Below are 12,892 nucleotides of genomic sequence, written 5' to 3' on the forward strand. Positions count from 1 at the left end.
CCATCCGCCGAACAGCTCTTCCGTCGTAAGGGGACACACCATGCCCACCACCGAGGCGAACGACCGCGTCCGGCTCGTCTTCTCCCTGTTCGACGCCGACGGCAACGGCGTCCTGGAAGCGGACGACTTCGAGCTGATGGGCAAGCGGGTCGTCGCGGCGGTACCCGAGGCCGCCGACGGCGCGAGGAGCAGGCTGCTCGACGCCTTCCGCCGCTACTGGCAGACACTGCTCCGTGAGCTGGACGCCGACGGTGACGGGCGCGTCAGCCCCGAGGAGTTCGCCGCGATCGTGCTCGACCCACAGCGGTTCGACGCCACGGTCGACGAGTTCGCGGACGCCCTGGCCGCCATGGGCGACCCGGACGGTGACGGCTTGGTCGAACGCACGCACTTCACGGCGCTGATGACGGCCATCGGTTTCCAACGCCCCAACATCGACGCCCTGTTCGACGCCTTCGAACCCGTCGACGGCGACCGCGTCCCCGTGCCCACCTGGGCGGACGGCATCCGGGACTACTACCGTCCGGAGAAGGCCGGCATCCCCGGCGACCACCTCACCGCGGGCACGGTCCGATGACCCTTCCCCACGCCGCCACGCCCGCGGGGGAATCGGACCCGGCGCGGCCCGTCGTCGGCCTGGCGGTGGGCCGGGGCACCGGTCCCGAGGTCGCGGACGTCTTCGAGCGGGTGCTCGGCGCGTTGACCGCCGGACATCCGCACGGCGTGGCGATCGAGCGCTCCCCCCGCCTCTACCACTCGTATGTGTCACTGCGCGCCGAACGGGACGTGGCCAGGATCCGGGCGCTGACCGCCGAGGACGCGGACCACTACGAGCGGTTCTGCCGCACCCTGGCCGCGCGGGGCACCCGGGCGGTCTTCCGCACCGCCGTCAACGCCCAGTCGCTCTATCTCGTCCGGCAGCGGCTGCGGTCCGTGAAGGTCGATCTCCTCACCGGCGCCGGCCGCTCGCTGCTGCTGGTCCGGGACCAGGCCCAGGGGTTCTACACCGGGGACAACCGGCATACGCCCGGCGCGGTCACCCGCACCATGACCTTCAGCCGGGAGATCACCGAGGCCGTGGTCGACTACGCCCTGCGCCGGGCCCGGCGCGAGTGGCCGGACGGACACCTCGACCGCGTCGTCATGGCCTACAAGTTCCACCTCCTGGACGGCGCCCTCGACGCCTGGGTGACCGAACTCGCGGACCGGCTCGGCATACGCGTCGACCTGTTCCAGCCGGACACGGTCAACCGCGATCTGATCACCCACGGACTGCCCGACCGGACGCTGATCGTCGCCGGGAACGAGTGGGCCGACATCATGCACGTCGTACTGCTCGACCGGTTCGGCGCCCCCCGTCAGGAGAGCCGCTGCACCGAGAACGTCTGCCTCGATCCCGCTCTGTCCGGCCTGGTCGAGTACCAGACGGTCCACGGGTCCGCCGACGACCTCGCCGGCCGGGACCTCGTCAACCCGGTGGCGACGATCCGCGCCGCGGCACTCGTCGCGGAGCGCCACGCCGGATGCCCCGGAGCGGTACGGGCCACCGAGCGGGCCCTGCGCGCCCTGGACGAGCGGGGCGTGCGCACGCCGGACCTCGGCGGGCGGCACTCCACCAGCGCCGTGGTCGACGCGCTGCTCGCCGTGCTCGACGCCTTCCCGGCCGACGTGGCCCCGAAGAACGACGCCTTGGTCGGCGGGTCATGACCGGCGCGGAACCGGGTGGGACGGCCCTGGTCGTCGTGGACCTGCAGAACGACTTCTGCGTCGGCCCGGCGGGCCTGGCCCGCTTCGGCAAGGACACGGCCGTGCTGGAACGGGCCGTCGCCGGCTGTGTCCGGGCGGTGGCCCGGGCGCGCGAGCACGGCGTGGAGGTGCTCTTCGTGCGCTTCGTCGGCGATCCCCGACACCAGGGGGCCGGCTGGCGGTTGCGGGACCGTACGCTCGGCAAGCGGCCCAAGTGCCTGGAGGGCTCATGGGGCGCGCGGTTCCACGCCGTCGTCCCGGCCCCGGGCGAGCGGGTGTTCACCAAGCGCGCCTGCTTCGACGCCTTCCTGTCCGACGGCTTCGAGGAGCACCTCCGTGCGCGGGACGTGAGCCATCTGGTCCTCGCCGGGCTGTACGCGGACGTGTGCGTGGACACCACCGCCCGCACGGCGTTCCAGAAGGGCTGGCACGTGACCGTCCTGACGGACTGCACGGCAGCGCTGCACCTGCCGTACGACGCCGTGCTGCGGTTCATGCGGCTGGTCTACGGCGCCCGGACCACCACCGCGGACGACCCCCGGGTGTGGGCCGCGCCCGTGTACCGGCCCGAGGAGGCGTCGTGCGTCCGCCCGCCGGACTGACCCCGGGCGTCGCGGCCGGTGTGGGCCGTACCGCCCTGCTGGTGGCCGCGGCCCGCGCCATCGAGACCCATCGTCCCGATGCCCTGGCCCGGGACCCGTTCGCCGAGCACTTCGTGCGCGCGGCACCGGCCTCGGCCGGCTGGCCGGTCCGCCCGGAACAGGTGCCCGCCGGTGAGGCCGACCCGCTGTGGGGCCGGCTCGGGCGGTACTTCGGCCTGCGCACCCGCGTCCTGGACGACCACCTGCTCCACGCGGTGCGCCGGGGCGTCCGGCAGGTGGTGCTGCTGGGGGCGGGTCTGGACTGCCGGGCGTTCCGGCTCGACTGGCCGCCGGGCTGTGTGGTCCACGAGGTGGACACCGCCGGGATGCTGTCGTTCAAGCAAGCGGTACTCGACCGGGCCGGGGCCGTCCCCGCGGCCGGGCGCCGGGCCCTTGCGGCCGATCTGCGGCTCGACTGGTCCGAGGCCCTGCTGGAGGCGGGCTTCGACGTGGCCGCGCCCACCGCGTGGCTCGCCGAGGGGCTGCTGCTCTACCTCCCGGCGGCGGCCGAACGCCGCCTCGTGGCCACGATCGACCGGCTGAGCGCCGCGGGCAGTTCCCTGGCCTACGAGGTCAAGCTGGGCGTCGAGTCACCGCGGGTGCGGGCCAGCCCGGTCTATGCCGCTGCCAGGCGGCGGACCGGCATCGATCTGCTCGCCCTGTTCGACGGGGAGCCACGTCCCGACACGGCGGGCGAACTCGCCGCGCGCGGCTGGACGGTGGCCGCCCGCACACCGTACGACTTCGCCGCCGTACACGGCCGGGGCCCCCGCCCGGAACCGGACGACGCCTTGGCGGCCAACCGCTGGTTCTTCGCCGCCCGGCCCCGCCTGTCGCCCGGCCCGGGATCCGCAAGGCCGTTGGCGGTCAGGACATGCTGATCTCCAGCCAGGGGCTCATCATGACCCCGGTCGCGCCGCGCGGCTCCTTGGCCAGTGCGGCGCGGGCCGCTTGCAGGTCCTGGCCCGGCCCCTGCCAGAACGTGTACGGTTCGCCGCTCCGCTCGGGAGGGATCAGCGCCCAGTACTGGTAGTGCGTCAGGGTGAGGTAGACCCGCTTCTGGATGTAGTCCAGCACCACCTTGACATTGTGTTCCCAGTCGCTTCCCGTGCCGGTGTACTCGGCGAAGCCGCGGGGTGCCGTGGCCGCGTTCTGGACCGAGGAGCCCGCACCGGACTGGGAGTGGGCGGTGTAGTGGTCGTGCAGATCCCGGGCGTGCTCGGGGACGGCGGCGGGGTCGAACCTGTTGTCGGGCAGCCTGCCGTAGTCGTCCTGGTGCCAACTGCGCAGGGTGCCCGGTTCGTGCGGGCTCTTGTCGCGGACCGCCTTCTGCGCTTCGCTCCGCTCGTCGATCACGGGCCGCTGCTGTCCCTCGTCCGGTGACTCCAACTGGTAACGCACGTCGAAGATGAGGTTGAACAGCGGGCGCGGCAGCATCTGGGCGGCCTGCTTCAGGGTGAGCCGTTTCAACGGCAGGTTCTCCCCGCCCCGCGCATGGCGCTCAAGCCTGCTCTGCTCGATCGGCAGCGTCTCGGCGACCGGGCCGAGCGACTGGGCGGTCTTCTCGCGCATTGTGGTGTCGTTGCCCCAGTACGGCTCCGTCTGCCGGGCAAGGGACGTGTGGTAGTAGCCGGTTTCGGTGGTGTCCGGTGCCGTCGCGTACCGGGTCTGCGCGTTCGGCACCGGCACCATGGCGCCGGGTCCGTCAGCGTGGTCCGGCGGGTTGTAGTCGGAGACGTAGGTCTGCTGGTCCTCCAGAAAGCTGTTCACCACGCCGACGAGTGCGGTGGTCAGCCGCAGAGCCTCGGGGACATCGGACTTGAGTTTGCGTTTGATCTCTTTGAGGTTCGCCTCGTACGGGCCCTGGGGGTCGAGTTTCTGGGCGCGGTGCACCTCGTCCTCCACCGCGATCGCCAGGTACCGCTGGAGCGTGCCGCCGTCGAGTGTCTCCTCGGTGGCGCCCACGCCCCGCAGGTACATACCGGGGGTGATCTTGACGATCCGCTGCACCGCGGCCGGTCCGCCGGCCCCCGCGTGCGCCGCGGGACCGGCGGCGGAAGCGGTGGCGCGCGTCCCGGCGGCGTGCCCCGCCAGGGCGTGCCGCGCGGTGGCCTCGGCCTCCCGCTCGAACCGGTCGGCGGGGTCCGAGACCCGCAGACCGGCTCCGTTGTCGGTTCCGGCGACGGGGCCTTGTCGCTGCTGGATCACGTGGACGAGTTCATGGGCCAGGGTGTGGCGGTCCGCGCCGCCCTCCCCGATGACCACGTGGCTGCCCGAGGTGTAGGCCCGTGCTCCGACCTCGGCCGCGGAGGTCCGGGCCGCCGCGTCGCTGTGGATCCGCACGTCGGAGAAGTCGGCGCCGAGCCGGGCTTCCATGTCGGTACGGGTGGCCTCGTCCAGGGGGCGGCCAGGGGCGCGCAGCACGTCGTGGACGGCGGAACGCTGCACCTCGGGCTGCTCGTGCCCGCAGCCGGCACCGTGCTGGTGCCCCTCCTCGGGGAGGTGTCCGGCCTGGCGCAGCATCTGCACCACGGCGTCGTTCCCGGCAGCCGCCTGGAAGGCCGCGAGGCTCCGGGCGACCGACCGCGGTCCGGTGGCGGCCTGGCGGGCCGGTGTCCTGCTCGTGTCGGTGCCGGTCGTCCTCGTCCTGGTGTGGTCGTGCACGTGTTCCTCATCTGACGGCCGAATGCGACTCCTTCCTGGATACAGGGCGGGGCGCAAGGCACGCCAGAGACATCAGGGCAGCGCGACAGGACCGAAGGGGCACCCCCGCGTGCCCTCGGGGACCCGATGCGCGGCTCGCGGCACCGGTCCGCACGAAGCTAGCGCGGCCGCGGGATCCGGTACACGGAGACGTGAGAACGCGACTCGGCGGTGAACTCGGCACCGGCCCAGTCCGCGGTCCGGCTCTCCAGCTCGAACCCGGCCAGCCGGGCCATGAGGTCGAGTTCGGCCGGCCAGATGTAGCGGTGCGGACTGCGGAGCAGCCGGGCCTGCCCGGTCTCGTCGAACCGGAAGTGGTGCGACACGACCCGCTGCCGCAGGGTGTCGTAGGTGTCCAGTCCGATGTAGCCGGGCTCGCAGTGCCAGACGGTGGCGGTCTGGCCCGGGGGGAGCTTACGCAGCTCCGGCACCCACAGCTCGATCACGAAGCGGCCACCGGGGGTGAGGTGGCGAGCGGCATTGCGGAAACATTCGACCTGCTCGGCCTGGGTGAGCAGGTTGGAGATCGTGTTGTAGACGAGGTAGACCAGGGTGTACGTGCCGGGCACGACGGTGGTCGCCATGTCACCGATGACCACCGGGATCGTGGCCTCGTCCGCCTTGGTGCGAAGCTGCTCCACCATCGGCGGTGACGCGTCGATGCCGGTGACCGGCACTCCGCGCTCGGCGAGGGGAACGGCTACCCGGCCGGTCCCGATGGCGAACTCAAGCGCTGCTCCGTCCCCCGCGAGCCGGGCAAGGCGTTCGACGGTCGGTCCCAAGACCTCCGGCGCGAACATCCCGGTCCCGATCGTGTCGTAGTCGCGTGCGGTATCCGCGTCCCAGACGCCCTCCTGCTGCATGCCACCAGCGTTCGCCGCCGCCACCGGCGCTGTCCACCGAATACTCACCGCCAGATGCTCACCGCCAGATATTCACCGCCAGGCGAAGAGGGCGAGGCCCCGAAATGGTTTGCCTCGTGGAATCGGCCGTCCTACGGTGGGGGCACTTCGATGAGAGGCTCCCTGGAAGTGCGCCGCAGGGCGGGAGCGTCCCACCTTCCCCGGGTGCCGGAGGGGCGGCAGCAGTCTTTGTCGACCCTTCCTTCCTGTCGGAGGCTCCTTCATGAACATCGGTATCGGCCTGCCCATCGGCGACCCCGGCACTCTGCTGAGCTGGGCCCAGCGCGCCGAAGCCGGTCCTTTCAGCACGCTCGGCCTGCTGGACCGGCTCGTCTACGACAACCCGGAGCCTCTGGTGGCCCTCGCCGTTCTCGCGGGCGCGACCTCCCGTGTCCGGGTCCAGACCGAGGTGCTCCTCGCCCCGCTGCGCGACACGGCCCTCCTGGCCAAGCAGGCCGCCACGCTGGACCGGATGACCGACGGCCGCCTGGTCCTCGGCCTGGGCATCGGTGGCCGGGACGACGATCACCAGGTCACGGGCATCGACAAGCGCACCCGAGGCCGGCGCCTGGACGAACAGATGGCGGTGCTGCGCCGCCTGTGGTCCGGCGGGCCCTACGGTGACGGGGCCGGCCCGATCGGCCCCGCACCCGCCCGGCCCGGCGGCCCCGAGGTGCTGTTCGGGGGCTTCCAGCCCGCCGCCCTGGAACGCGTCGCGCGCTGGGGCGACGGCTTCCTCTCCGCGGCGGCTCCCTCCTGGGCGGGCGGCCTGTTCGAAACCGTCCGCACGTTCTGGAAGGAGTACGGCCGCGACGGCGAACCCCGCATGGTCGCGCAGGTCAATGTCGCGCTCGGCCCCGAAGAGGTCATCGCCGACGCCCGGGCCAACATGCACGCCTACTACGCCTTCACCGGCATGGCCGACCGGATGGTGGCCGGGCTGCTCACCACGCCCGCCGAGATCCGCGACGCGCTCAGCGGCTTCGGCGACCTGGGCGCCGACGAGGTCATGCTCTACTGCTACGGCGTCGACCCGAACCAGGCGGACCGCCTCGCCGACATCCTCTGACGGCTCGGACCACACGGGGACTCGCGGGCGCGTATCACGGCTGGGAAGCGATCCCGGCCCGCTGGACCGAGCCCTTGCACGTACCCCTGCCGGGGTTCGACGGACGGATGCTGCGGCGGGCGGAGCTGATCGATCTCGCGCTCCGCCCCCCGGGGTCGGCCCGGCAAGGCCATCTGGCCGCTATCGCCGATCGACAGCTACGGAAGATAGCGAAAGTTTCGCCGGGTATTCGACCACCGAGAGGCCTCAGTCGTCACTGGAGCCATGCGGTCGGCCGCCCGGACAGGCGTCGCACACGTCTTGACTGCGCTCGACGGCCGACCATACATTCCCTCCACCATTCGTCATCATGACGACCATTCACGTATGTGACAGTCACCGGATGAGGTCAGCGTGTTGAAGGGCATCCTCTTCTTTCCCGTCACCCCGTTCGCGAAAGACGGTTCGGTCGATACGGCGAAACTTTCGGAGCCCGGCGGCGCGTTGCCCCTCGCCCGGCAGTACGCGCGGGCCGCCGAGGAGGCCGGTGCGGACGGGCTGCTGCTGATGCCGCCGTACCTGGTCGCGGGACCGCCCGCCGGACTGGTCGCCTACGAGCGCGAGGTCGCCGCCGCCGGTTCCCTGCCGGTGATCGTCTACCAGCGCGGCACCGCCCGCTTCGACGTCGCGACCGCTGTCGACGTCGCGCGCCTGCCACGGGTGGTGGGCCTGAAGGACGGCACCGGCGACCTGGACCCGCTGGCCCGGATCGTGACCGCGGTGCGGGCGGACCCGGCCACCGGCGGACGGGATTTCCGGTTCTTCAACGGGATGCCCACCGCCGAGGGGACCCAGCTCGCCTACCGCGGCATCGGCGTGGAGCTGTATTCCTCGGCGGTGTTCTGCTTCGCCCCCGAGACGGCGCTCGCCTTCCACCAGGCGGTCACGGCCGGTGACGACGAGCTGGTCCAGCGGCTGCTGGCCGGCTTCTTCCATCCGTTGACCGCGCTGCGCGAACGCGTGCCCGGCTACGCGGTGGCCCTGGTGAAGGCGGCCGTCCGGCTGCGGGGTCTCGACGTGGGCGGTGTGCGTCCGCCGCTGACCGATCCGACGCCCGCGCATCTCGCCGAACTGGAGGAGATCATCGCGAGGGGTGCGGCGATCCGATGAGCGAGGACCCGCGGATCATCCGCGTCGACATCACACCGGTGGCGTTCAAGGACCCCGCCCTGCTCAACGCCGTCGGTGTCCACGAACCCTACGCGCTGCGCGCCGTGGTCGAGGTGACGACCGATCAGGGCATCGCCGGCCTGGGCGAGACCTACGCCGACGAGGGACACCTGCGCAGGCTGCGCTCGGCCGCCGACGCGATCACCGGCATGGACGTCCACGCCCTCGGCCCGATGCGCCGTCGCGTCGCCGATGTGATCGGCGACGACCGTGGCGGCGACGGCCACGGCCTGACCGGCATGATCACCACCAGCAGTACCGTCGACCGGGTCTTCTCCCCGTTCGAGGTGGCCTGCCTGGACATCCAGGGCCGGGCCGCCGGGCGTCCCGTCAGCGACCTGCTCGGCGGTGCCGTCCGCAGCGAAGTCCCGTTCAGCGCCTACCTGTTCTACAAGTGGGCCGCCCACCCCGGGCAGGAGCCCGACGCGTGGGGGCCCGCCCTGGACCCGGACGGCATCGTGGCGCAGGCCCGGCGCATGGTGGCGGAGTTCGGCTTCGGGGCGATCAAGCTCAAAGGCGGTGTGATGCCGCCCGAGCAGGAGGTCGAGACGGTCCTCGCGCTGCGGCGGGCGTTCCCCGGAATCCCGCTGCGCCTGGATCCCAACGCCGCCTGGACCGTGGAGACTTCGCTGAAGGTGGCCCGCCGGCTGGAAGGCGTCCTGGAGTATTTGGAGGACCCGACTCCCGGCCAGGAGGGCATGGCCCGGGTCGCCCGGGAGGCCCCGATGCCGCTGGCCACCAACATGTGCGTGGTCGCCTTCGACGAACTGCCCTCCGCGGTGCGCGACGACGCGGTCCAGGTCGTCCTGTCCGACCATCACTACTGGGGCGGCCTGCACCGCTCCAAGCTGCTCGCCGGGATCTGTGCCACCTTCGGCATGGGTCTGTCCATGCACTCCAACTCCCATCTCGGCATCAGCCTGGCCGCGATGACGCACCTGGCCGCGGCCACCGAGAACCTCACCTACGCCTGCGACACACACTGGCCGTGGAAGGACCCGGCGGAGGACGTGATCGTCCCGGGTGTGCTCGGCTTCCGCGCCGGCTCGGTCGCCGTCCCCCGCTCCCCCGGTCTCGGCGTGGAACTCGACCGTGACGCGCTGGCCCGGCTGCACGAGCAGTACCTGCGCTGCGGCCTGCGCAACCGGGACGACACCGGCTACATGCGCCGGCTGGACCCGTCGTACGAGAAGAAGTCACCGCGCTGGTGATTCCCGGCGGGCCCCGGGCGCGCCCCGCTTCGTCCGTCCCGACCTCCGTGCGACTCCCCGCCGTTCACGACAAGAAGGTCCTCCCATGCACTGGCTCGACTGGGCCGCCGTAGGCGCCTACTTCCTGGTGATGCTGCTGATCGGCCTGTGGTCGCACCGGCGAGTCGACGACGTCTCCGACTACTTCACCGGCGGCGGCCGGATGCCCTGGTGGCTGACCGGTATCTCGCACCACATGTCCGGCTACAGCGCCGCCGTCTTCGTCGCCTACGCCGCGGTCGCCTACGACTACGGCATCACCGTCTACGTCTGGGCCTTCCTGCCGCTCGCCCTGGGCACCGGCGTCGGCGCCTGGCTCTTCGCCCCCCGGTGGAACCGGCTGCGCGAGCGCTACCGGGTCGCCTCCCCGCTGGAGTACCTGGTGCGCCGCTACAACCTGCCCACCCAGCAGGCGCTGGCGTGGAGCGGCGCGCTGCTCAAGGTCTTCGACGTGGCCGCCAAGTGGGCGTCGGTGGCGGTGCTGCTGAAGGTCTTCACCGGCATGTCGATGACCCACGGCATCCTGCTGACCGGAATCGTCACCCTGCTGTACTGCACGGTCGGCGGGCTGTGGGCGGACGCCCTCACCGAGTTCGGGCAGTTCGTCATCCAGGGCGTGGCCGCGCTGTCGATGATGTGGGTCGTCCTCGACCGGCTCGGCGGCGTCTCCGGCCTCGGCACGCTGTGGCACCGGCTGCCGGCCGGGCACACCGACCCCCTCGTCGGCCCCTACACGGCCGGCTTCCTGACCGCGTACGTCGTCGTGAAGCTCTTCGAGTACAACGGCGGCATGTGGAACCTGGCCCAGCGGTACATGGCGACCGACTCCCCGCGGGCCGCCCGCCGTTCGGCCGGACTGTCGGCGGCCCTCTACCTCGTGTGGCCGGCCGTGCTGCTGCTGCCGGCGGTCGCCGCGCCGGTGCTCATGCCGCACATCGCCGACCCTCAGCAGACCTACGCCCTGATGGCACAGTCCTACCTGCCCATGGGGCTGGTGGGGCTGACCCTCGCGGGCATGTTCTCGCACACCATGGCCATGGCCTCCTCGGACGCGAACGCCATCTCGGCGGTGGTCACCCGGGACATCCTTCCCGCCGTCCTGCCCGGTTTCCGCGAGGTGAGCACCGCGCGCGGCCTGCGGGCGGCACGGGTGACCACGGTCGTCTTCATCACCGTCTCCATGGTCGTGGCCATCGAGGCCGATCACTTCGGCGGAGTCCTCGGCATCATCGTCGGCATGGTCGCGGCCGTCATGGGCCCGATCTCCATCCCGATGCTGCTCGGGCTGCTGCCCGCCTTCCGCCGCTGCGGGCCCCGGGCCGCCCTCGCGTCCTGGGCGCTCGGTCTCGGCGGCTACTTCTTCGTCAAGTACGGCCTGGACGGCGCCTCCCCGACCACGGTGGTCGTCACCCCCCTGGTCACCTCGCTCGTCGTCTACGCATGCCTCGGCCTGTTCCTTCCCGAACCGGACGCGGAGGCGGACGCCGTGGTGGCGGCGGTCTCCGGTCCGGAGCCCGGAACCGGCACGGCCGCGCACCCGGTGACCGAGCGCTCCTGACACACACCGGCCCCAGCAATCCAGCCAAACGGAGGAACTCTTCTCATGAAGCGAGCAGCGTCATGGGCGGTCGCCGCCGCGACGGTCGCCGTCACGGTGGGCCTCGCCCCTCACCCGCCGTCCGGCACGGACGGCCCGCGAAGCGGCACCGCCGCACCGGCGCGATCCGCCGCCATGGCGGCCGGGAGCGGGCAGTGGACGGACACATGGGCGTCCATGCCCCAGCTGACCGAGCCGGGCAACATGCCCCCGGCGCCGTTCACGCAGGGCGACCGCGTGCTGGACAACGCCACGCTGCGGCAGACCGTGCACGTCGGGCCGGGCGGCAAGCGCATACGGCTGCGCTTCTCCAACGCCTTCGGCGGCGCCGACCTGCCCGTCACCGCCGTCTCCGTGGCCCGCCCGGCCGGCGGCAAGGCGGGCGTCGGCGCGATCGTGCCGGGCAGCTCCCGCCGGGTGACGTTCGGCGGGCAGCCGGGCTTCGACATCCCGCAGGGCGCGCAGGCGGTCAGTGATCCGCTGGACTTCGAGGTGGCGCCGGGAACCAACCTCACCGTGACGCTGTACCTGGCGCACGGACAGGCCTCCACCTCCATCACCTCGCACCCCGGATCCCGTACGACGTCCTACCTGCTCGCCGGCGACCACGTGGACGACGAGGACCTGTCCGGTGCCACGGCCGTCGACCACTGGTACTTCCTGAGCGGGCTGGAGGTGTGGTCGCGGCGGACCTCCTCCGCCACCGTCGTCCTCGGCGACTCGCTCAGCGACGGCCGCGGCTCCACGACCAACGGCAACGACCGCTGGCCGGACCGGCTGCGGGCGCGGCTGGCGGCCCGCCCCGGCACGGCGGACATCGCCGTCGTCAACGAAGCGGCGGGCGGCAACCGCGTCCTGCGGGACGGGCTCGGCCCCAACGCCCTGGCCCGGCTGGACCGCGACGTCCTCGCCCGGAGCGGCGTCGACCGGCTCATCGTCTTCGAGGGCGTCAACGACATCGGCACCGCCGGCACCAGCCCGGCGGACGCCGAGCGGATCGCGGCCGAACTCATCGGCGCCTACCGGCAGATCGTCACCCGCGCCCACGCCCAGGGCATCCAGGTCTACGGCGCCACCCTCACCCCCTTCGGCGGCCACGGCTACGACGACCCGGCCGGCGCCCACGAGTCGGCCCGGCGGAAGGTCAACCAGTGGATCCGCACCGGCGGCGGATTCGACGCCGTCATCGACTTCGACCGCGCGGTCCGCGACCCGGACGCCCCCGGCCGACTGCGGCCGGCCTACGACACCGGTGACCACCTCCACCTCAACCCGGCCGGTTACCAGGCGCTGGCCGACGCCGTCCCGTTCGCCCTTTTCCACCGCTGAGCGCCGACGACGGGGTCCTGGAGTCTGCCGGGCGGTGCCTGGGTGAGGTGGTTGCCGCGGCCGGACTGGTCGTAGACGACGGTGATCAGGCAGCGTGTGCCCACGCAGAAGGAGTCCTGGGCGGCGGCGTCGGCGTAGCCGCCCGCGCCGAGCGCGGCGATGTCCCGTGTAGCGCCGTCGGCAGCCCGTTTCACCTGGGAGAGACGGCTGCTGTACGCGGAGTACAGGGCGCGGGTGGTGCTGTGCGCGGCCACGCCGGGCGTGCCGCCGGCCGCGTACAGACCACAGGGCAGAGAGCCGGCGGCCACGGTGTCGCCATCGGCGGAGGCCCGGCCGCCGAGCGGGGCCGCGGCCATCGCCGGTACGAGGGCCGGCAGGGCGAGGAGCCCGGCCCGCCCGGGGCGGGCCGGAGTCGGAGACGTGAATGATCTCCGCACGCCCGATAC

The 12,892-nt window shown here is 72.3% G+C and carries 11 protein-coding genes and 1 pseudogene; 9 read left to right on the plus strand and 3 right to left on the minus strand.

All coding sequences use genetic code 11. The annotated features are described in order from the left end of the window. The first annotated feature begins 40 nt into the window (after positions 1 to 40). The 4 genes from ABD350_RS12430 to ABD350_RS12445 are packed head-to-tail and all read left to right on the plus strand — an operon-like array spanning position 41 to position 3,268. Positions 41 to 577, plus strand: a complete 537-nt coding sequence (locus tag ABD350_RS12430) for an EF-hand domain-containing protein (protein ID WP_344348000.1) — start codon at positions 41 to 43, stop codon at positions 575 to 577. After that, positions 574 to 1,707 (plus strand): isocitrate/isopropylmalate family dehydrogenase, encoded by a 1,134-nt coding sequence (locus tag ABD350_RS12435; RefSeq protein ID WP_344348001.1) that lies wholly within the window; start codon positions 574 to 576, stop codon positions 1,705 to 1,707. Before ABD350_RS12430 ends, ABD350_RS12435 begins: the two co-directional genes overlap by 4 nt. Further along, on the plus strand, positions 1,704 to 2,348 hold the full coding sequence (locus ABD350_RS12440) for a cysteine hydrolase family protein (RefSeq protein WP_344348002.1): 645 nt from the start codon (positions 1,704 to 1,706) through the stop codon (positions 2,346 to 2,348). Before ABD350_RS12435 ends, ABD350_RS12440 begins: the two co-directional genes overlap by 4 nt. Next, positions 2,327 to 3,268 carry a class I SAM-dependent methyltransferase gene (locus tag ABD350_RS12445; RefSeq protein WP_344348003.1) on the plus strand — a complete coding sequence of 314 codons (942 nt, stop codon included), beginning with the start codon at positions 2,327 to 2,329 and terminating at the stop codon, positions 3,266 to 3,268. The genes ABD350_RS12440 and ABD350_RS12445 overlap by 22 nt, the downstream gene beginning before the upstream one ends. Here the strand turns inward: ABD350_RS12445 and ABD350_RS12450 are convergent. Both ABD350_RS12450 and ABD350_RS12455 read right to left on the minus strand, forming a co-directional pair. Then, positions 3,255 to 5,051 (minus strand): eCIS core domain-containing protein, encoded by a 1,797-nt coding sequence (locus ABD350_RS12450; RefSeq protein ID WP_382466625.1) that lies wholly within the window; start codon positions 5,049 to 5,051, stop codon positions 3,255 to 3,257. The two genes, ABD350_RS12445 and ABD350_RS12450, sit on opposite strands and share 14 nt — an antisense overlap. A 158-nt stretch (positions 5,052 to 5,209) precedes the next feature. Beyond that, complete coding sequence (locus ABD350_RS12455; RefSeq protein ID WP_344348004.1) at positions 5,210 to 5,953, minus strand: class I SAM-dependent methyltransferase; 744 nt, start codon at positions 5,951 to 5,953, stop codon at positions 5,210 to 5,212. A 262-nt stretch (positions 5,954 to 6,215) separates the two neighbouring features. Between ABD350_RS12455 and ABD350_RS12460 the strand changes: the two genes are divergently transcribed. The 5 genes from ABD350_RS12460 to ABD350_RS12485 all read left to right on the plus strand — a co-directional run bounded on the left by ABD350_RS12460 (position 6,216) and on the right by ABD350_RS12485 (position 12,446). Further along, on the plus strand, positions 6,216 to 7,061 hold the full coding sequence (locus tag ABD350_RS12460; protein ID WP_344348005.1) for an LLM class flavin-dependent oxidoreductase: 846 nt from the start codon (positions 6,216 to 6,218) through the stop codon (positions 7,059 to 7,061). A gap of 393 nt (positions 7,062 to 7,454) precedes the next feature. Next, positions 7,455 to 8,210, plus strand: coding sequence for a 5-dehydro-4-deoxyglucarate dehydratase (locus ABD350_RS12470; protein WP_344348006.1), 756 nt, complete (start codon positions 7,455 to 7,457; stop codon positions 8,208 to 8,210). Continuing rightward, on the plus strand, positions 8,207 to 9,481 hold the full coding sequence (locus ABD350_RS12475; protein ID WP_344348007.1) for a glucarate dehydratase family protein: 1,275 nt from the start codon (positions 8,207 to 8,209) through the stop codon (positions 9,479 to 9,481). The genes ABD350_RS12470 and ABD350_RS12475 overlap by 4 nt, the downstream gene beginning before the upstream one ends. 85 nt (positions 9,482 to 9,566) lie before the next feature. Further along, positions 9,567 to 11,078: a sodium:solute symporter family protein gene (locus ABD350_RS12480; protein ID WP_344348008.1), complete on the plus strand. Its 1,512-nt coding sequence runs from the start codon at positions 9,567 to 9,569 to the stop codon at positions 11,076 to 11,078. Positions 11,079 to 11,123: 45 nt separating this feature from the next. Further along, complete coding sequence (locus tag ABD350_RS12485) at positions 11,124 to 12,446, plus strand: SGNH/GDSL hydrolase family protein (RefSeq protein WP_344348010.1); 1,323 nt, start codon at positions 11,124 to 11,126, stop codon at positions 12,444 to 12,446. A gap of 2 nt (positions 12,447 to 12,448) precedes the next feature. Here ABD350_RS12485 and ABD350_RS12490 read toward each other — a convergent pair. Continuing rightward, positions 12,449 to 12,802: pseudogene (locus ABD350_RS12490) on the minus strand (arabinofuranosidase catalytic domain-containing protein); the annotation flags it as partial. Between the last annotated feature and the right edge of the window lie 90 nt (positions 12,803 to 12,892).

The organism is Streptomyces nogalater, assembly GCF_039532885.1.
In the GTDB taxonomy this organism is placed as follows: domain Bacteria; phylum Actinomycetota; class Actinomycetes; order Streptomycetales; family Streptomycetaceae; genus Streptomyces; species Streptomyces nogalater.